This window comes from Chania multitudinisentens RB-25 (genome assembly GCF_000520015.2).
Taxonomy (GTDB): domain Bacteria; phylum Pseudomonadota; class Gammaproteobacteria; order Enterobacterales; family Enterobacteriaceae; genus Chania; species Chania multitudinisentens.
This window is the reverse complement of sequence record NZ_CP007044.2, coordinates 3,788,064-3,806,655: the sequence shown is the minus strand read 5'-3', so window position 1 is coordinate 3,806,655 and position 18,592 is coordinate 3,788,064. Positions and strand designations below refer to the sequence as shown.

18 protein-coding genes and 2 tRNA genes are annotated in these 18,592 nt (G+C 50.5%); 10 read left to right on the top strand and 10 right to left on the bottom strand.

Annotated elements, in window-relative coordinates:
• Positions 1-32: 32 nt before the first annotated feature.
• The 7 genes from sufA to Z042_RS16615 all read left to right on the top strand — a co-directional run bounded on the left by sufA (position 33) and on the right by Z042_RS16615 (position 6,945).
• Positions 33-404 (top strand): Fe-S cluster assembly scaffold SufA, encoded by a 372-nt coding sequence (sufA, locus tag Z042_RS16645; RefSeq protein WP_024913042.1) that lies wholly within the window; start codon positions 33-35, stop codon positions 402-404.
• 14 nt (positions 405-418) lie between these two features.
• Entirely contained in the window at positions 419-1,915 is a 1,497-nt protein-coding gene (gene sufB / locus Z042_RS16640; protein ID WP_024913043.1) for a Fe-S cluster assembly protein SufB, read from the top strand.
• A 21-nt stretch (positions 1,916-1,936) separates the two neighbouring features.
• Complete coding sequence (sufC, locus tag Z042_RS16635; RefSeq protein ID WP_024913044.1) at positions 1,937-2,683, top strand: Fe-S cluster assembly ATPase SufC; 747 nt, start codon at positions 1,937-1,939, stop codon at positions 2,681-2,683.
• The gene (gene sufD / locus Z042_RS16630) at positions 2,658-3,932 is read left to right on the top strand and encodes a Fe-S cluster assembly protein SufD (RefSeq protein ID WP_024913045.1); all 1,275 of its coding nucleotides are present in this window, start codon (positions 2,658-2,660) and stop codon (positions 3,930-3,932) included. Before sufC ends, sufD begins: the two co-directional genes overlap by 26 nt.
• On the top strand, positions 3,929-5,149 hold the full coding sequence (gene sufS / locus Z042_RS16625) for a cysteine desulfurase SufS (RefSeq protein WP_024913046.1): 1,221 nt from the start codon (positions 3,929-3,931) through the stop codon (positions 5,147-5,149). The genes sufD and sufS overlap by 4 nt, the downstream gene beginning before the upstream one ends.
• Before the next feature lie 26 nt (positions 5,150-5,175).
• Complete coding sequence (gene sufE / locus Z042_RS16620; RefSeq protein WP_024913047.1) at positions 5,176-5,592, top strand: cysteine desulfuration protein SufE; 417 nt, start codon at positions 5,176-5,178, stop codon at positions 5,590-5,592.
• Positions 5,593-5,931: 339 nt separating this feature from the next.
• Positions 5,932-6,945 (top strand): L,D-transpeptidase family protein, encoded by a 1,014-nt coding sequence (locus tag Z042_RS16615; protein WP_024913048.1) that lies wholly within the window; start codon positions 5,932-5,934, stop codon positions 6,943-6,945.
• A gap of 131 nt (positions 6,946-7,076) precedes the next feature.
• On the opposite strand, the gene Z042_RS16610 is transcribed toward Z042_RS16615, so the two are convergent.
• The 6 genes from Z042_RS16610 to Z042_RS16585 all read right to left on the bottom strand — a co-directional run bounded on the left by Z042_RS16610 (position 7,077) and on the right by Z042_RS16585 (position 11,645).
• On the bottom strand, positions 7,077-7,313 hold the full coding sequence (locus Z042_RS16610) for a major outer membrane lipoprotein (RefSeq protein WP_005165631.1): 237 nt from the start codon (positions 7,311-7,313) through the stop codon (positions 7,077-7,079).
• Between the two features lie 307 nt (positions 7,314-7,620).
• The gene (gene pykF / locus Z042_RS16605) at positions 7,621-9,033 is read right to left on the bottom strand and encodes a pyruvate kinase PykF (RefSeq protein WP_024913049.1); all 1,413 of its coding nucleotides are present in this window, start codon (positions 9,031-9,033) and stop codon (positions 7,621-7,623) included.
• 443 nt (positions 9,034-9,476) lie between these two features.
• Complete coding sequence (locus tag Z042_RS16600; RefSeq protein ID WP_024913050.1) at positions 9,477-9,782, bottom strand: cupin domain-containing protein; 306 nt, start codon at positions 9,780-9,782, stop codon at positions 9,477-9,479.
• A gap of 121 nt (positions 9,783-9,903) precedes the next feature.
• Positions 9,904-9,980: transfer RNA gene (locus Z042_RS16595), tRNA-Val, on the bottom strand.
• 20 nt (positions 9,981-10,000) lie between these two features.
• A tRNA-Val gene (locus Z042_RS16590) sits at positions 10,001-10,077 on the bottom strand.
• Positions 10,078-10,268: 191 nt separating this feature from the next.
• A complete protein-coding gene (locus tag Z042_RS16585) occupies positions 10,269-11,645 on the bottom strand; it encodes an MATE family efflux transporter (RefSeq protein ID WP_024913051.1) in 1,377 nt (458 codons plus the stop codon).
• Between the two features lie 245 nt (positions 11,646-11,890).
• Here Z042_RS16585 and Z042_RS16580 point away from each other — a divergent pair, with 245 nt between their 5' ends.
• Positions 11,891-12,544, top strand: coding sequence for a riboflavin synthase (locus tag Z042_RS16580; RefSeq protein WP_024913052.1), 654 nt, complete (start codon positions 11,891-11,893; stop codon positions 12,542-12,544).
• A gap of 68 nt (positions 12,545-12,612) precedes the next feature.
• Here Z042_RS16580 and cfa read toward each other — a convergent pair whose 3' ends face one another.
• Together cfa and punC are read right to left on the bottom strand one after the other, a co-directional pair.
• The gene (gene cfa, locus Z042_RS16575) at positions 12,613-13,764 is read right to left on the bottom strand and encodes a cyclopropane fatty acyl phospholipid synthase (RefSeq protein WP_024913053.1); all 1,152 of its coding nucleotides are present in this window, start codon (positions 13,762-13,764) and stop codon (positions 12,613-12,615) included.
• Positions 13,765-14,106: 342 nt separating this feature from the next.
• Positions 14,107-15,312, bottom strand: a complete 1,206-nt coding sequence (gene punC, locus Z042_RS16570; RefSeq protein WP_024913054.1) for a purine nucleoside transporter PunC — start codon at positions 15,310-15,312, stop codon at positions 14,107-14,109.
• 124 nt (positions 15,313-15,436) lie between these two features.
• Between punC and punR the strand changes: the two genes are divergently transcribed.
• On the top strand, positions 15,437-16,384 hold the full coding sequence (gene punR / locus Z042_RS16565; RefSeq protein ID WP_024913055.1) for a DNA-binding transcriptional activator PunR: 948 nt from the start codon (positions 15,437-15,439) through the stop codon (positions 16,382-16,384).
• On the opposite strand, the gene purR is transcribed toward punR, so the two are convergent.
• A complete protein-coding gene (purR, locus tag Z042_RS16560; RefSeq protein ID WP_024913056.1) occupies positions 16,365-17,390 on the bottom strand; it encodes an HTH-type transcriptional repressor PurR in 1,026 nt (341 codons plus the stop codon). The two genes, punR and purR, sit on opposite strands and share 20 nt — an antisense overlap.
• 383 nt (positions 17,391-17,773) lie before the next feature.
• Between purR and cydH the strand changes: the two genes are divergently transcribed.
• Positions 17,774-17,863 (top strand): cytochrome bd-I oxidase subunit CydH, encoded by a 90-nt coding sequence (cydH, locus tag Z042_RS26085; RefSeq protein ID WP_154666981.1) that lies wholly within the window; start codon positions 17,774-17,776, stop codon positions 17,861-17,863.
• A gap of 58 nt (positions 17,864-17,921) precedes the next feature.
• Here cydH and sodB read toward each other — a convergent pair whose 3' ends face one another.
• Positions 17,922-18,500: a superoxide dismutase [Fe] gene (sodB, locus tag Z042_RS16555; RefSeq protein WP_024913057.1), complete on the bottom strand. Its 579-nt coding sequence runs from the start codon at positions 18,498-18,500 to the stop codon at positions 17,922-17,924.
• Positions 18,501-18,592: the final 92 nt, after the last annotated feature.

The following is an 18,592-nucleotide window of genomic DNA, read 5'->3' as shown; positions in this document are numbered from 1 at the left end:
CGGTGGAAAACGCCGCGATGAGGTGAAATTTTATGCAAACGGAAAATGTAGGGACATTCTCTTTGACTGATCATGTCTGGCAGGGTATTTCGCTCAGCGACAGCGCAGTAAAGCAAATAATTAAATTGATGCAGCAGGGGCCGCAGGTTCTGGGGCTGCGGCTCGGGGTGAAACAATCAGGCTGTGCCGGTTTCGCCTATGTGCTGGATCTGATCCATGAACCGGTGGCCGATGATCTGTTATTCGAGCGTGATGGGGCGGTGCTGTACGTGCCGCTGAAAGCAATGCCGTTTATTGATGGAACCACGGTGGATTTTGTCCGTGAGGGGCTGAATCAGATTTTTAAATTCAACAACCCTAAAGCTCAGAACGCCTGCGGGTGCGGTGAGAGCTTTGGCGTTTAGGCGATGCAATCAACATGACACGCAGCAACGTAGAGACTTCTCATGATGTGCAGACTTGGGTCAGCGATGGTCGCTACAAGGAAGGTTTTTTCACTCAGTTGGCTACCGATGAGTTAGCCAAGGGCATCAATGAGGATGTGGTGCGTGCTATCTCTGCCAAGCGTAATGAACCTGAATGGATGCTGGCATTCCGGCTGGAGGCTTACCGTGCCTGGCTGCAAATGGAAGAACCGCATTGGCTGAAAGCCCATTACGACCGATTGAATTATCAGGATTACAGCTATTATTCGGCCCCGTCTTGTGGCCAATGCGATGATGCCTGTGGTTCGCAGCCGGGAGCTGAACAGCAACCCGGTGCCATAACAGAAAGCAACTATCTGACCAGCGAAGTGGAACTGGCATTCAACCAGTTGGGAGTGCCAGTGCGTGAAGGTAGCGAAGTCGCGGTGGATGCTATTTTTGACTCGGTTTCCGTTGCCACCACCTATCGCGAAAAACTGGCGGAAAGCGGGGTGATCTTCTGTTCATTTGGTGAAGCCATTCACGACTATCCCGAGTTGGTACGCCGGTATCTTGGCCGCGTCGTGCCGCATAATGATAACTTCTTCGCCGCTCTCAATGCGGCGGTGGCTTCTGACGGCACCTTTGTTTATGTGCCGAAAGGCGTGCGTTGCCCGATGGAGTTGTCTACGTATTTCCGCATCAATGCGGCAAAAACTGGCCAATTCGAGCGTACCATCCTGATTGCCGATGAGGGCAGTTACGTCAGTTATATCGAAGGCTGTTCAGCACCGGTGCGCGATAGCTATCAACTGCATGCGGCAGTGGTGGAAGTGATCCTGCATAAAGATGCCGAGGTGAAGTACTCAACGGTGCAGAACTGGTTTGCCGGTGGTGAAAGTAAAGGGGGCATCCTGAACTTCGTCACCAAACGTGCGCTGTGTGAAGGGGCTGGTTCTAAAATGTCGTGGACGCAGTCGGAAACCGGCTCGGCGATCACCTGGAAATACCCCAGCGTGATCCTGCAAGGCGACAACTCCATCGGTGAGTTTTTCTCTGTGGCGCTGACCAACGGCCATCAGCAGGCTGATACCGGCACCAAGATGATTCATATCGGCAAAAACACCAAATCTACCATTATCGCCAAAGGGATCTCCGCTGGGCACAGCCAGAACACTTATCGCGGCTTGGTGAAGATCCTGCCAGGGGCAGAAAACGCACGCAATTTTACCCAGTGTGATTCCATGCTGATTGGGCCAGACAGCGGGGCGCATACGTTCCCCTATGTAGAAGTGCGCAATAACAGCGCCCAACTGGAGCACGAAGCAACCACCTCGAAGATTGGCGACGACCAGTTATTTTACTGTCTACAACGTGGCATCAGCGAAGATGATGCTATCTCGATGATCGTCAATGGCTTCTGTAAGGATGTGTTTTCCGAACTGCCGCTGGAATTTGCCGTGGAGGCACAGAAACTGCTGGCTATCAGCCTGGAACACAGCGTGGGCTAAGTAGGCCAATGAGGATACATCATGTTAAGCATCAAGAATTTGAACGTCAGCGCGGAAGGTAACGAGATCCTCAAGGGATTGAACCTGGAGATTAACGCGGGTGAAGTGCACGCCATCATGGGCCCGAATGGTTCAGGAAAAAGCACCTTGGCTGCTACCTTGGCCGGGCGTGAAGAGTATCAGGTGACCGCTGGTGACGTCACTTTCAAAGGAAAAGATCTGTTGGGGTTGGCGCCTGAAGCGCGCGCCGGTGAAGGGGTGTTTCTGGCGTTTCAGTATCCGGTTGAGATCCCCGGCGTCAGCAACCATTTCTTCCTGCAAACGTCGGTTAACGCGGTGCGTAAATACCGTGGGCAAGAGGCGCTCGATCGGTTCGATTTCGCTGATTTTATTGAAGAGAAAATCGCGTTGCTGAGTATGCCCACTGATTTGCTGGCCCGTTCGGTGAACGTCGGTTTTTCCGGTGGCGAGAAGAAACGTAACGATATCCTGCAAATGGCGGCGCTGGAGCCAGATTTGTGCATCCTCGATGAAACTGACTCCGGGCTGGATATCGATGCCTTGAAAATTGTGGCCGGCGGCGTTAACTCGCTGCGCGACGGCCAGCGTGCTTTTATTATTGTTACTCACTACCAGCGTATTCTGGACTATATCCAACCGGATTATGTGCATGTTCTTTCCCAAGGGCGCATCGTCAAATCTGGCGATTTTTCGCTGGCGAAACAGTTAGAGGAGCAGGGCTATGGCTGGCTTGCCGATCAACAATAACTCTCCGACGTTACAGCAAATGTACCATCTGTTTACAGCACGTGGCGGTGAGCCTTCCTCCCATGCGTTGGCACACTGGCAGCAGGCATTGCATCTCGGCTGGCCAAGCCGTAAACAGGAAAACTGGAAATATACTCCGCTGGAGGCACTGCTGGAGCAACGGTTTATAGAACCGGCGGGAAGAACCTTCAGTGCTGCACAGCGTGATGCCCTGGCGTTGAACATCGATGCCTACCGCTTGGTGCTTATCGATGGGCGTTTTTGCCCGCAATTGAGCGACAAGGATTTAGGTGACTACCAGCTAAGAAATCTACCGCAAACGCTACCAGAGCCGGTTCAGCCGGAGCTGTTTCTGCATCTGACCGAAGGGCTGGCGCAGGAAATCTGTGAGATCCATTTGCCTGCTGGCAAAATACCCGGCAAACCGCTTTATCTGCTGCATATCAGCAGCGGGCGTGAGCATACAGAGGACATGAATATTCTGCATTACCGGCATCACCTGGACATTGGGTGTGGTGCACAGGCAGAAGTGATTGAGCATTATGTCAGCGATCGCCCGGTGGCGCACTTTACCGGCACACGTTTGACCGCCTCGATTGGCGCTAATGCAGTATTGCGCCATTGCAAACTGGCGTTTGAAAACCAAGCCAGTTACCACTTTGCGCATAATGATCTGTTGATTGGTCGTGATGCACAGGTAAAAAGCGACAGTTTTTTACTTGGCGCGGGGTTAACTCGCCATCACACCAGCGCGCAGTTAAACGGAGAAGGAGCCAATTTGGTGCTCAATAGCCTGGTGTTACCGGTAGGGAAAGAGGTGTGCGATACCCGAACCTATCTAGAACATAACCAGGGGCATTGTGAAAGCCGACAGTTACATAAAACGGTGGTTAGCGAGCGCGCCAAAGCAGTGTTCAACGGCTTGATCAAGGTCGCGCAACACGCGATTAAAACCGATGGGCAGATGACCAACCATAACCTGTTGTTAGGGAAAGTGGCGGAGGTGGATACCAAACCGCAGTTGGAAATTTACGCTGACGACGTTAAATGCAGCCACGGGGCCACCGTGGGCCGTATCGATGCCGAACAACTGTTCTATTTGCAATCACGTGGTATAGATAAATTGGCGGCGCAGCGGATGATCATTTTTGCCTTCGCTGCTGAACTGACTGAAGGCATTGCCAATCCGATCGTTCGTGCGCAGGTATTGGCACGCATTGCTGAACGCCTGCCGCAGGAGGCCACATGAGTTACCCTCTGGAACGGGTACGCAGCGATTTTCCTTTGCTGGCGGGAGTCATGAATGGGCAACCGCTGACCTACCTTGACAGTGCTGCCAGCGCGCAGAAACCGCAGAAGGTGATTGACCGCGAGCTGGATTTTTATCGCCACGGCTATGCGGCTGTACACCGTGGCATACACACACTGAGTGCCGAAGCGACCCAGCAGATGGAGGCCGTGCGTGCGCAGGTTGCCGCATTTATCAATGCAGCAGCGGCAGAAGAGATTGTTTTCGTGAAAGGCACCACTGAGGGCATCAATCTGGTCGCCAACAGTTTTGGCCGCCACTTATTGGCCGCGGGCGACAATATCATCATCACCGAAATGGAGCATCATGCCAATATTGTGCCTTGGCAAATGCTGGCGCGGGAACGCGGTATTCAGTTACGTGTCTGGCGGTTGCAGCCGGATGGGACGTTGGATTTGGCACAATTGCCGGGTTTGATCGACGCTTCTACCCGGTTGTTGGCAATCACCCAGGTTTCCAATGTGTTGGGCACGGTTAATCCACTGAATGAGATCGTTCCTGTGGCTAAAGCTGCTGGCGTGAAGGTGCTGGTGGACGGCGCGCAGGCGGTGATGCATCAACGGGTTGACGTACAGGCGCTGGATTGTGACTTCTATGTGTTTTCTGGTCATAAACTCTATGGGCCTTCTGGGATTGGTATTCTGTACGGCAAGCGATCATTGCTGGAGCAGATGCCGCCTTGGGAAGGAGGGGGCTCGATGATCCAGCAGGTCAGCCTGATGCAAGGTACGACTTTTGCCGCGCCGCCGTGGCGCTTTGAGGCTGGCTCACCAAATACTGCGGGTATCATGGGGCTGGGTGCGGCAATGGATTATGTGAACGAACTGGGATTGGACGCGATTCACAATTACGAGCAAGCGCTGATGCATTACGCACAAGAGGCACTGAAACAGGTGCCAACGCTGAAGACTTATGGCCCGGTAGAGCGTTCAGGGGTTCTTGCCTTCAACCTGGGTGAACATCATGCCTATGATGTTGGCAGCTTTCTGGATCAGTACGGCATTGCTATTCGCACCGGGCACCATTGTGCGATGCCGTTGATGGCGTACTATGCCGTGCCAAGCATGTGCCGTGCTTCACTGGCGTTGTACAATACGCGGGAAGAAGTGGATCGGTTGGTGGCCGGATTACAGCGGATCTACAGGCTTCTGGGATAGCGCCTTTCATCATTAAAGGGAACCTCATGGCAAACTTGCCGGATAAAGATAAATTGGTACGTAACTTTTCCCGTTGCCTGAATTGGGAGGAAAAATACCTGTATGTGATCGAATTGGGCAGTAAATTACCATCGTTGGAAGAAACCGACCGGCAAAGAGAAAATCTGATTGCGGGTTGCCAGAGCCAGGTATGGATTGTGCTGCATCATGGGGAAGCCGGACGGGTTGAGTTTCATGGCGACAGCGATGCCGCCATTGTGAAGGGGCTATTGGCCATCGTCTTTATCCTGTATCACCAACTGACTCCGCAGCAGATTATTGCTTTAGACGTGCGGCCGTTTTTTACTGAACTGGCGCTCAGCCAACATTTAACACCTTCGCGTTCGCAAGGGCTTGAGGCGATGATCCGCGCTATTCGCCACAAGGCTGGGCAGCTTCTCTGAAGGTTGCCATAACCTATATTCACTGCACGCTGTTTATGTCAAGGAACCTTTACAAACCCGGCAAAACCCTCCCTATTCTGGTTAAATCAGTGGTATTTCAGCAGGTTAGTGGTTGATCGTCTGATAGGTTGACTACGTTATAACATGTTGATTTTTAGACAACTTATTGCCTTTAGTCCTGTTCTTGCTAGTATTAAGCGAGCATTTGTCTGATTAACCAACCAGCAAGAGCCAAACGGCCTTGCGATTGAACTATGCCTGAAGTATTTGGCGTGCGGGCAGTGAATGTCGCAGGCCCGTAACTGCAAATATCAGGGTGTCATAAGAATAGGAATGAGAATGAAACGTGCGTTGACTTTAATGGGTATGTTATTCGCTACCGTACTGACGGGGACTCAAGCCGCCAGTGCGAATGAATATCCATTGCCACCATCGGGCAGCCGTCTGATTGGTGAAAACATCATTTATAATGTGTCGAATGCGGGGCATTCACTGGAAGCCATTGCCGCAGAGTACAAAATTGGCTTGCTGGGGATGTTAGAAGCCAACCCAGGCACCGATCCTTATCTGCCAACACCGGGGTCGGCGCTGACGATCCCGACACAGATGTTATTACCTGATACGCCACGTGAAGGGATTGTGGTTAATCTGGCGGAATTGCGCCTTTACTACTATCCGAAAGGTAAGAATAAAGTCATTGTCTATCCGATTGGTATCGGCCAGACAGGGATGAACACCCCACTGAAAGTGACCTCCATCAGCCAGAAGATTGCGAACCCAACCTGGACGCCAACGGCCAATATTCGTAAACGCTATGCGGAACAGGGTGAAATACTACCGGCGGTTATCCCTGCCGGGCCAGAGAATCCGATGGGGTTGTTTGCCCTACGTTTGGCGATGGGGCAGGGTGAATATCTGATCCACGGTACCAACGCCAATTTTGGCATTGGCATGCGCGTCAGCTCCGGCTGTATTCGTTTGCGCCCAGCGGACATTGAAGCACTGTTCAATACAATACCACAGGGTACGCGGGTACAAATTATCAATGAGCCAGTGAAAGTTTCCGTTGAGCCTGATGGCAAACGTTATGTGGAAGTGCATCAGCCGCTGTCGAGAGTGGCCAGTGATGACCCACAAACTATGCCTATTTCACTTTCTAAAAAACAGAAAGCCTTTGCTGATGATCAGCAAACCGATCTGCCAGTGTTCGAAAGTGCGGTTGTACGGCGTTCTGGTATGCCAGTGCTGGTGAGCGTAGGCCAAGACCCTGCTGATGTTTCTTTTGCGCCTGTAGAGCCGCAGAGCGCGAATAACGATATTCCTGCTGAGGCACCTATCAGTTCGGTCAATTAATTTATTTTAGCAGTGAAGAAATGAGGCCCAACATGTGGGCCTCTTTTTTTTGCCTGGGGGCAGCTAATTGCTGAATAACAGGCAAAAAAAACGGCGCACAATGTGCACCGTTTTCAATTACCAAAGCTATCTTACTTTTTGTAAGCGTGAGCTTGGTTGTCCAGACGCTGGTTAGCGCGCGCTGCGTCATCTTTAGCGGCTTGAACGTCAGAACGGATTGCGTTCACGTCGTTGCTCAGTTGATCAACTTTAGCGTTCAGAGTTTGAACGTCAGAAGACAGTTGGTCAATTTTAGCATTGCTAGAGCAACCAGCCAGCATAGTAGAAGCCAGGATTACCGCGCCCAGTACCAGTTTAGTACGATTCATTATAACACCCTCTAGATTGAGTTAATCTCCATGTAGCGTTACAAGTATTACACAAACTTTTTTCGAAAGAGAATAATTTTTTTGTATTGAGGCCCTTTATTTTGATCGTTCGCTCAAACTTGCACCTTGTTTTGCAAAATAGTTAAAAAACGAGGGAAAACAGCCGCATTCCATGGGGCACCTCTCAATGGAAATTAGCTAAATAATGAACAATTAGGGCTTGCATTTTTTAGAAAAAAATTAGTAGGGAATAAAAAAACGCCGCAAAGCGGCGTTTTGATCAAAGAGTTTTTATCACGTTTAGTTATTAAAGGACGTGAACCGAAGCCGTATTCGTCGTACCACTTGGCACCAAAGCACCGGAAACCATCACAACGACATCGCCTTTTTGTGCCAGCCCACTGGCCAAGGCGGCTTCTTTACCGATGCGGTAAAAATCGTCGGTAGAGGCGATTTCTTTCACTATCTGGGTAATGATGCCTTTACTCAGGATTAATTGACGCGCAGTGATGTCATTGGTGGTCAAAGCCAGAATAGTGGCGTTAGGGAAGTATTTGCGCACGGATTTGGCCGATTTGCCGCCGCTGGTAGCAACAACGATTAATGGCGCGTCCAGTTTCTCGGCAGTTTCGACTGCGCCGCGGCAGACGGCTTCGGTGATCCGCAGCTTGCGGTTGTCTTGCAGGGTGTCGATACGGCTTGGCATCACGCGATCGGTGCGTTCACAGATGGTGGCCATGATGGTTACCGCTTCCAACGGGTATTTACCCTTGGCGCTTTCACCAGACAACATCACTGCATCAGTACCGTCTAGAATGGCGTTAGCCACGTCACCAGCTTCAGCGCGGGTAGGGCGTGGGTTTTTGATCATTGAATCCAGCATCTGAGTGGCAGTGATAACCACTTTGCGTGCACGGTTACATTTTTCGATCATCATCTTCTGGGCGAAGATCACTTCTTCAACTGGGATTTCGACACCCAGATCGCCACGAGCAACCATGATGCCATCGGAAGCCTCAAGGATTTCGTCGAAATTGTTCAGGCCTTCCTGGTTTTCAATTTTGGAAATAATCTGGATGTTCTCGCCACCGTGGGTTTTCAGGTGTTCACGGATCTCCAGCACGTCGGAACGTTTGCGGATAAAGGACGCGGCAACGAAATCTACCCCTTGTTCGCAACCGAAGATCAGGTCGTGTTTATCTTTTTCCGCCAGCGCAGGCAGTTGGATAGAAACACCTGGCAGGTTAACGCCTTTGTTTTCACCCAGATCGCCATTGTTCAGCACTTTACAAATCACTTCGTTTTCAGTGACGGCAGTAACTTCCATGCCGATCAGACCATCATCCACCAGCACGGTGTTACCGACTCTCAGATCGGCAGCAAATCCAGGGTAGGTGACAGCAACGCGTTCTTTATCACCAATCACGCTTTGGTCGGTGGTGAATGTAAAGGTTTGGCCAGCTACCAGAGCTGCATCGGTGCCACCGGCCAATTTCATGGTACGGATTTCCGGGCCTTTGGTATCTAGCAGAATGCCAGCGGTTTTGCCGGTTTTCGCCATCACGGAACGGATATTTTTGATGCGGTTGCCATGTTCTTCGTAATCACCATGGGAGAAGTTGAGGCGCATTACGTTCATGCCGGCATTCAGCAGGCTGGTCAACATCTCTTCCGATTCGGTTTTAGGGCCGATGGTACAAACAATTTTGGTCTTTTTCATGACGATTTTTTCTGCAAGTTATGAATAATAAAATGGACGATACCGGTAGCTGAGGCAGCGGTAAGGGATCTGAAGCGTTCCTGGTAGTGCAAAACATAGTTAAGGATAGGTGACCACAGTCGAAATGATGTGGAAAAATTCAGCCTGCGTTGGGACGCGGGTATGCTGCGCAACATAATAGGGCGGGAAATTATTGTTATTGTGTGTTCGCAGATCAAGGGCTGAAACCATTCAACTGAAAGACGTTGCGCATTATAAAGGCTCTGCGGTGGGAAACAAAACAAAAAACCGATGTACGGGGCAGGTTTAGGCCAAAACAAGGAAAAGTGTGGCGCAAATGCAAATAATCCACGCGGGGTTGTTGCGCAAATAATGTTGCTGTAAACGGTTTGTACCAATCCAGAAAAATAACCGATCGTGGGATTAACGAAACGGTATGGTATTCAGGTGTTTTGCGGTATTTCCAACAGGCTCCCTGCCACCAGGCAGAAACAACCAAAGGGCGTTATGGCAGGAATTAACAGAGTTTCCCCGGCCAACAAGGTGTGAATAGCATTGCCAACGGTAAATTCAAATTCACCGGAAATAACCTGGATGTGTTGTGGATGTGGGTGCTTTTGCAACTGGCCGAATGCGCCAGCGGCAAATTTCACTTCCGCGGCGGGCGTTTGGTCACTCATGACTCCGATACGGCGGGAGACGCCGTCACCAAGACACTCAAACGAAGTTTCTGCTTTAAACGTCAACATAAGGGCTGCCTTTAACACGTTCTTGTGATGATGATACCCGATGCTGCAATATCCTGTCATTGACCAAGAAAAACGCTAATTATTGGGGATAAGAGATTGGTAGGTGGTGTTTAAAAAGAAGTGGTGCGTCCGAATGGACTCGAACCATCGACCCCCACCATGTCAAGGTGGTGCTCTAACCAACTGAGCTACGGACGCACTGGGTGATGCTAGGAATTTGGTGCGTCCGAATGGACTCGAACCATCGACCCCCACCATGTCAAGGTGGTGCTCTAACCAACTGAGCTACGGACGCATCTTTTTCCTGGCTGTCATGGTTGACAGCGGGGACGAATATTAACGAGCTACCCGCCTGCTGGCAAGGGGGAAAGCACAATTTTATTTGGTATTTCACGCGATTGCTGAGCTTATGTGCAGCAAGGCGGTTTTTTCTGCAAGATTGATAAGGTGCTCGCCGGGCTGTGAGCGGCAGACCGGCGAACCGCTTTAACGGGTAGAACGTTTCAGGATCAGGGCTGCTGGCTGCCGTTGTAGCCAACGCATACGTAATACCATCAAGACAGCGGAAAAGGTCAGGCCGATAATAAAGCCAATCCAGAAACCGCTTGGCCCCATGGCGGGCACCAGATAATCCGTCAAAGCCAGCAGATAACCACTCGGTAACCCCAGGAGCCAATAGGCAATAAAAGTGATGAAGAAGATCGAGCGGGTATCTTTATAGCCACGCAAAATGCCGTTGCCGATGACCTGGACGGAATCAGATATCTGGTAAATGGCTGCCAGCAGCATCAGATGCGACGCCATAGTGACCACCTCAGGGTTGTCGTTGTACAGCAGAGCGATGTGTTCACGTAGGGTAGCGGTGAATAACGCGGTACAGCACGCCATGGCAATACCGACCCAAATTGCGGTGTAGGCAGCCACGCGTGCATTTTCCACGGAGCCTTCCCCTAAACGGTGCCCAACGCGGATCGTTGCTCCAACACCCAGTGACAACGGCAGGACAAACATCAGTGCGCTGAAATTCAGGGCAATCTGGTGCCCGGCAACGGAGACAATGCCAAGGGGGGATACCAGCAGGGCCACCACGGCAAACAGCGTGACTTCAAAAAGAAAAGCAAGTGCTATTGGCATCCCGAGACCGATCAGGCGTTTTAGGGATGCCCAATCCGGGCCACGGTGGCTATCTGCTTTCAGTCTGATATCCCGCTGTGAGGGGGCGCGTTTGGCATACCAATGCATCATCAGGAACATCAACCAGTACACGCTTCCGGTAGCCACCCCGCAGCCGACACCGCCGAGCTCAGGCATGCCGAACTTGCCGTAAATAAAAACGTAGTTAATGGGAATATTGACCAGCAGACCGATAAAACCGATCACCATACCAGGCTTGGTTTTGGACAAACCTTCACACTGGTTGCGTACCACTTGGAAAAACAGATAACCGGGAGCGCCCCACATGAGGGCATGCAGATAACCTACGGCTTTTTCCGCCAGCAGTGGATCGATATCATGCATCATATCGATCACATATTTACTATTATAGATTGCGGCGATAATCAGCATCGAAACCCCCGATGCCAACCAGAACCCCTGGCGTACCTGATGAGCGATACGGTCACGGCGGCCTGCGCCATTCAACTGGGCGATAACCGGGGTGAGAGCCAACAGCAAACCATGGCCAAACAGAATGGCAGGGAGCCAGATGGATGTACCCACGGCAACCGCGGCCATGTCCGTGGCGCTGTAAGCACCGGCCATAATGGTATCCACTACGCCCATGGCGGTTTGGGCGACTTGCGAAATGATGACGGGAATCGCGAGAGTTAATAGACTCCGTGCTTCAATGAAATACTTCTGCACGTATGCACCTTTTTAATTATTAATGATAGAGATAGACTTGGGTTGCTGTCAGAAGGCAACAGTTAAAAATAGCGGAATGGGGTACAAAAAGATTGTACCTGCTCGGTGCACTTAAGCCAATGTTGTGATGAAATAGTTATTAAATGTGCAAGTGCAGTTTTTTGTTGTTGCGAGTTTGGTTTTCTGCGGCAACTGGGGCAAACTGCGGATAGCGCTTTGAACATATTGAGAATTAAGAGGCTGACATGTTTACCGGTATCGTACAAGGCACCGCCCGGCTGGTTGCCATTGATGAAAAACCCAATTTTCGTACTCATATTGTTGAAATGCCAGATGAATTGCTGCCGGGGCTGGCGCTGGGAGCGTCGGTTTCCCATAATGGCTGCTGCCTGACCGTGACCGCCATTGAAGGTAACCGTGTCAGTTTCGATTTGGTCAAAGAAACTCTGCGGTTGACTAATCTGGGGGCCTTGGCGCAAGGCGCGGTGGTTAACGTCGAAAGGGCCGCCAAATTCGGTGATGAGATTGGCGGGCATCTGATGTCAGGGCATATTATTTGCACTGCTGAAATTGCCAAGATTTATACTTCAGAAAATAATCGCCAGATCTGGCTGCGAATGCCGAGTGCGGATCTGATGAAATATGTGCTGCATAAAGGCTTCATTGGTATTGAAGGTATTAGTCTGACCATCGGTGAAGTGGTGAATAATCGTTTCTGCGTGCATTTGATTCCAGAAACGCTGGAGCGCACTACGCTGGGCAAGAAACGCCTGGGGGATAAAGTGAATATCGAGATTGACCCACAGACTCAGGCGGTGGTGGATACCGTGGAGCGTGTAATGGCCAGCCGTGAAGCAGCCATGGCCGCTGCGGCAGAGGCGTTGGTACCTAAAGCCTGAAGGTGGCCGGATAGGGCACCAAGAAGAACCCCGGCTGGGCTTCTTCTTGGTGAGCCAACGAACGACTCTCAGCGTGGCACGCGAAGCCCATCCTCAACGCCGTTCGGGCTGAACACTATCTGCCACAGTTGAATATCACGAGCCCGGAAAGCACCGGCACAGGCATTCAGGTAATAGCTGAACATGCGTTCGAAGCGTTCAGAATAACGCGGTGCCAGTTGCGGCCAGGCTTGTTTGAAACGCTCATGCCAGGCCATCAGGGTGCGATCATAATCTGCACCGATGTTATGCCAGTCTTCCATCACAAAACGCCCTTCGCTGGCTTGGGCAATCTGGGCGACTGAAGGCAGGCAGCCATTCGGGAAGATATATTTGTTGATCCACGGGTCAACACGCATATCTGTCCGATTTGATCCAATGGTATGCAGCAGGAAAATGCCGTCCGCTTTGAGATTACGTTTGACCACATTGAAATAGGTTTGATAATTTTTCGGGCCGACGTGTTCAAACATCCCGACGGAGACAATGCGGTCAAACTGCTGGTGGAGATCGCGGTAGTCTTGCAGCAAAATGTTCACGTCCAGGCCAGCACAGTGCTCCTGCGCCCATTTTTGCTGTTCTGCCGAAATGGTTACCCCCACCACGGAAACGCCGTAGTGCTTGGCTGCGTAGGCAGAAAGGCCACCCCAACCACAGCCGATATCCAGCAAGCGCATGCCGGGCCGCAAATGCAGCTTTTCACAGATGATATGCAGTTTGGCGGTCTGGGCTTCTTCGAGTGTGGTGGCATCTTTCCAGTAGCCACAGGAATATTGCATATGAGGGTCAAGCATCAGGGTAAACAGATCGTTGCCCAGATCGTAATGTTCTTTGCCAACAATCCAGGCACGTTTTTTGGATTGCAGGTTACTCAGGCGGGCAATGGCGATACGCAGGGTATCTTTCAGGTGGCGGGGCAGTTTATTTTCAAGACCGGCGGCGATTACGTACTGAAAAAACGTATCCAGCCGCTCACATTCCCACCAACCATCCATATAACTTTCACCCAATCCTAACGAGCCTTCCTGCAAAACACGTTTAAAGAAGTTGGGGTTGGTAACCTGAATATCGAAAGGGCGTGAACCATTGATTTCAATCCCTGCCATACTGAGCATTTCATGCATGGCACGATACCACGGGTTGTCCTGAATACTGAGATCTTCTAGACACGATGAACTCATAGCTTCTCCATCACCTTCTTCTGACTTTATGACCCATAAGAAAATAGCGTAGCCAAATTTCTACAGGCCATACGTTTACCAACGATAAAACTTCACCGTGGCGTCTGATATCCGACTATGAACAGAGGAAATTTAAGAGACTCCCAACGCAAGAAAACGCAGGTAAAATAATTTCTTAAATAAAGTGTGACGCCATACACGTACACAAGAGTAAACATGATGAAAGTTCTGTAACGGTGTTATTCTAAAATTTCGTTTTGAGTATAGGCTTGCCGGCGCTCGGGCTCAACTGTAAATTACATCCGGCAAGAAATTTCATTAAGTGATTATTTATAAAGGTAATTATTGTGTTGTGTCAGCGGCCTTCTGCCGTGTTACCTGTTCACCCGTGGCTTCCTTCGGGCGCTGAATCATATACCCCAAGGCTGCCAAAACAACGGTTGCTCCCATCACGCTGACCGTTGCTTGAAGCGGTTGGGCAATAAAGGCGGAAACCCACATGCTGGCGATAAAACACAATCCCAATTGCAACGTATTCTGTAACGCCGCGGCTTTGCCGCTGTTATCCGGGAAAGGCATCAGTGCATTTGCCACCAGAATGGGGTAGCTGGCACCGTTGACTAAAGCCATCACGCAGAATGGGATCAACAGCGTTACCAACGTCGGGTTACCCAGCGTAGCAACCAGATAGAGTACCGCTATACTTACGCCGTAAATGACCAACAGCCACGGCAGCAATGTTTTGCCGGTAAAACGGTTTAATGCAGTACGGCAACCGTAACCTCCTAATAGAAAAGCCAACGTCTGTGGAATATAGCTCAGGCCGATGTCGCTCGGGCTGTATCCCATATTGCCGAGAATAAACGGTGAGCCAGTCAGCCAAGCAAAGAAACTGGCAGAACAGGCGGCAAATATCATCACGTTGCCGCTAAAAACGGGGGATTTCAGGATTTGGAAGAAACCGATACCTGAGGTTTTCTTGGTGGAAAGTGCCGCTCTGGTCGTGTCTTTAAACCACAATGTCGGTACAAGCAGTAACACAGCAATACTCAGCAGTGCGATAAAAATGGCCCGCCAGCCCATATGATTCAACAACCAGGCGCCGAGTAAGGGGGCTAATGCTGGGGAAAGTGCAACCAGCGGCATAATGGTGGCAAAAACGCGGTTAGCTTTACCATCATGATAACGATCGACCACAATTGCCTGCCAGGTTACCGCCGCAGAACAAACGCCAACCGCCTGAATGAAGCGAAGTGACCATAATTGTACGGCATTTTGTACCCACAGCATGCCCAGGCAACCGAGAGCAAACAAAGCCAAGCCGATCAGCAACACAGGTTTGCGGCCTAAATAGTCGGAAAGCGGCCCCCACAGCAGTTGGGCAAAGGCAAACCCGGCGAGGAAAATACTCAAACTGGCGCTGATGGCACCGGCGGAGATGTGCAAATCGTGCTGCATGGCACTAAATGCAGGCAGATACATATCGGTTGCCAGATAACCCAGCATACTCAGGCCAGCAAGATAAAACATAAATCCAACGTTTTGCATGGTATTTCTCGTCAATGTTTTTGGGTGGCAAATTTTTTAGCGCTGGCAAGTGTATATGGCTGGAACTCTGCTTGTGAAACGGTAATATTTGCACGGTGTTGTTAAAAAAATTGAAGGCAAGAGTATGTGGTCTGAATATTCACTTGATGTCGTTGATGCAGTAGCGCGTACGGGGAGTTTCAGCGCGGCGGCACAGGAGCTGCATCGTGTACCATCCGCGGTGAGTTATACCGTGCGGCAACTGGAACAATGGCTGGCGGTACCGCTGTTTGAACGCCGTCACCGAGATGTGGAACTGACGCCTGCTGGTGCACTGTTTATCAAAGAAGCTCGTGCTGTTATCAAAAAAATGCTTGATACCCGTCATCAATGTCAGCAGGTGGCCAATGGCTGGCGTGGGCAGTTAAGGATTGCGGTGGATATCATTGTGAAACCGCAGCGTAGCCGCCAGTTGGTGTTGGATTTCTATCATCATTTCCCTGATGTGGAATTGGTGGTGCAACCGGAAGTGTTCAACGGCGTTTGGGATGCGCTGGTGGATGGGCGGGCAGAAATGGCGATCGGGGCAACGCGTGCGGTTCCGGTAGGGGGCGGTTTTGCGTTTCGTGACATGGGCTTTATGAATTGGCTCTGTGTGGTCAATGCAACACATCCACTCGCTGCATTGAGCGGATTGCTGCATAACGACCAATTGCGGCCATATCCATCATTGCTGTTAGAAGATACTTCGCGCAATTTACCTAAACGAGTCACCTGGTCACTGGATAACCAGCGGCGGCTTACCGTACCGGATTGGGTGTCTGCGGTAGATTGCCTGCGTAGCGGGTTGTGTGTGGGGATGGTGCCTGCGCATCGAGTGTTGCCATTAGTGCAACGCGGTGAATTAGTGGCACTGCAACTGGACGAACCTTTTCCAGCCAGTGCTTGCTGCCTGACATGGCAGCAAAAGGCACAATCACCGGCGATGGCTTGGTTATTGGAATACCTGGGGGACAGTGAAACGCTCAATCAGGAATGGTTGAGCGAAATCGGGCCATCCTCAGCAACGGCATTTAGCGGCGATAATCAATAAATGGGCCATCGGCTACGGAGCGGCGTTCGATCAGTTTTGGGTGTACTTCTATTACCTGTGACTCTTCACGTTTGCTGATAATACGATCCAGCAGCATGGTGAAAGCCATTTCTCCCAGCCGTTCTTTCGGCTGGTGGATGGTGGTTAGCGCTGGCGTAAAATAGCGCGCATTACGCACGTTATCGTAACCAATCACCGAAATATCCTGGGGAACGCGCAGCCCCAGCTCATCGGCGGCACAGATAGCCCCCATTGCCATGATGTCACCACCGCAGAAAACGGCCGTGGGGTGATGTTTCTGCGACAGAATTTTATGCATGGCCTTATAACCGGATTCAGGTTCGAAATCCCCCTGAACGATCCATTCATCACGTATCTCAATATTGGCTTCCTGTAACGCTTTCAGGAAACCCCGGTGACGGCCACCGCCGGTGTTGCGTGACAGTTGCCCGGGAATGGCACCGATATCACGGTGGCCGCGCTCGATCAGATAACGGCCAGCCAAATAGCCGCCTTCAAAGGCGTTATCGATAATGGTATCGGTAAAATCGCCGCGTGCGGCACCCCAATCCATCACGACCATCGGAATATTGCGGTAGTCTTCCAGCATGCCCAGTAATTCTTCCGGGTATTCCGAACACATAATTAGCAGGCCATCAACGCGCTTTTGCGCCAGCATGGCTAAATAGGCGCGTTGTTTATCGAGATTATTGTGCGAATTACATAGGATCAGGGTATAGCCTTTGCTGTAACAACTGTTTTCCACCGCCTCGATCACTTCGGCAAAATAGGGCGCTTCGCTTGAGGTTGCCAACAAACCGATAGATTTGGTGTGATTAACTTTAAGGCTACGCGCTACGGCGCTGGGGGAGTAGTGCAGCTCTTTGATCGCGGCCCGAACAGCCGTTTTGGTTTCTTCGGCGACGAAACGTGTTTTGTTGATGACGTGCGAAACGGTGGTGGTGGAAACGCCAGCGCGTTTGGCCACATCTTTAATCGTTGCCATGTAAAGAATGACTCCTGAACCTACATGTTACAGCAGGTAAGTATGAGGTTAATCGTTTGCTTGCGCATTCCCATTTCTTTGCAATAGGTATGGATCTGGCTCCCTGCAACTTGAAATCCATGAGAGATGGCTCTATCTCCAGAAAAGCGAAAACTGAATTTTTAGTGCTGAAACGGTAAGCCGCTTGAGCCGGAGGGGCATTTGCCAGTACGCAGTTGCGAACTGCGGATTTTGTCCCATCTTGAAGAAAAGTGGAAGCTCTATTCGGTATTATCACCAGGGAAATGATAATAGGATTCTAGTCACGAACTGTGGGAAAAAGAGTTGACGTATTAATCGTGTGGCTTTTATGCTTAAAGGAGCCAACATGATAGGGAGTTGTTATGGATACCGATTTGAAATTGTCATTGCTTACTACTGTTGCCGCATTGGCAATGATTATTGTTTTCGGTTTTATTGCTGCATTTAACTAATTCATACGAAAGATAATAAAGGCGCAGCAGGCTGCGCCTTGTTATTGCACATCGGTTATTACGCCAAGTTCTGTTCCACAAACGCCCAGTTAACCAGCAACCAGAAATGCTCCAGGTATTTTGGCCGTGCATTGCGGTAGTCGATGTAGTAGGCATGTTCCCATACGTCTACGGTCAATACCGGTTTGTCGTCACCGGTCAGTGGCGTGGCAGCATTTGACGTGTTGACGATTGCCAGAGTCCCATCCGATTTTTTCACCAGCCAGGTCCAACCAGCCCCGAAGTTTTTCACCGCGGCGTCGGTGAACTGTTCTTTGAACGCAGCAAAAGAACCGAAGGATTGGTTAATCGCGGCGGCTACTGCACCCGTTGGTTCGTTACCCCCTTGTGGTGACAGGCAATGCCAGTAAAAAGTATGATTCCATACCTGTGCTGCGTTGTTGAACATACCACCGGTTGAGGTTTTGATAATCTCTTCCAGGGATTTGCCCTCAAACTCGCTGCCTTTCACCAGATTATTCAGGTTAACCACGTAGGTGTTATGGTGCTTACCATAATGGTATTCCAGCGTTTCTGCGGAAATATGGGGCTCAAGAGCATTTTTTTCATACGGTAATGCGGGTAATTCAAACGACATTGCTTTCTCCTTTTTATATACAGCGCTATTGTTCCTCGGCTTTGCAGCCTGAGGGGTAAGGAAGATATAATTGTTGTGTTTTTATTATGGAT

Excerpts from the sequence above, each read along its gene's own strand:
- sufA (WP_024913042.1), top strand. The coding sequence starts at position 33 with ATGCAAACGGAAAATGTAGGGACATTCTCTTTGACTGATCATGTCTGG.
- sufB (WP_024913043.1), top strand. The coding sequence starts at position 419 with ATGACACGCAGCAACGTAGAGACTTCTCATGATGTGCAGACTTGGGTC.
- sufC (WP_024913044.1), top strand. The coding sequence starts at position 1,937 with ATGTTAAGCATCAAGAATTTGAACGTCAGCGCGGAAGGTAACGAGATC.
- sufD (WP_024913045.1), top strand. The coding sequence starts at position 2,658 with ATGGCTGGCTTGCCGATCAACAATAACTCTCCGACGTTACAGCAAATG.
- sufS (WP_024913046.1), top strand. The coding sequence starts at position 3,929 with ATGAGTTACCCTCTGGAACGGGTACGCAGCGATTTTCCTTTGCTGGCG.
- sufE (WP_024913047.1), top strand. The coding sequence starts at position 5,176 with ATGGCAAACTTGCCGGATAAAGATAAATTGGTACGTAACTTTTCCCGT.
- Z042_RS16615 (WP_024913048.1), top strand. The coding sequence starts at position 5,932 with ATGAAACGTGCGTTGACTTTAATGGGTATGTTATTCGCTACCGTACTG.
- Z042_RS16610 (WP_005165631.1), bottom strand. The coding sequence starts at position 7,313 with ATGAATCGTACTAAACTGGTACTGGGCGCGGTAATCCTGGCTTCTACT.
- pykF (WP_024913049.1), bottom strand. The coding sequence starts at position 9,033 with ATGAAAAAGACCAAAATTGTTTGTACCATCGGCCCTAAAACCGAATCG.
- Z042_RS16600 (WP_024913050.1), bottom strand. The coding sequence starts at position 9,782 with ATGTTGACGTTTAAAGCAGAAACTTCGTTTGAGTGTCTTGGTGACGGC.
- Z042_RS16580 (WP_024913052.1), top strand. The coding sequence starts at position 11,891 with ATGTTTACCGGTATCGTACAAGGCACCGCCCGGCTGGTTGCCATTGAT.
- cfa (WP_024913053.1), bottom strand. The coding sequence starts at position 13,764 with ATGAGTTCATCGTGTCTAGAAGATCTCAGTATTCAGGACAACCCGTGG.
- punC (WP_024913054.1), bottom strand. The coding sequence starts at position 15,312 with ATGCAAAACGTTGGATTTATGTTTTATCTTGCTGGCCTGAGTATGCTG.
- punR (WP_024913055.1), top strand. The coding sequence starts at position 15,437 with ATGTGGTCTGAATATTCACTTGATGTCGTTGATGCAGTAGCGCGTACG.
- purR (WP_024913056.1), bottom strand. The coding sequence starts at position 17,390 with ATGGCAACGATTAAAGATGTGGCCAAACGCGCTGGCGTTTCCACCACC.
- cydH (WP_154666981.1), top strand. The coding sequence starts at position 17,774 with ATGGATACCGATTTGAAATTGTCATTGCTTACTACTGTTGCCGCATTG.
- sodB (WP_024913057.1), bottom strand. The coding sequence starts at position 18,500 with ATGTCGTTTGAATTACCCGCATTACCGTATGAAAAAAATGCTCTTGAG.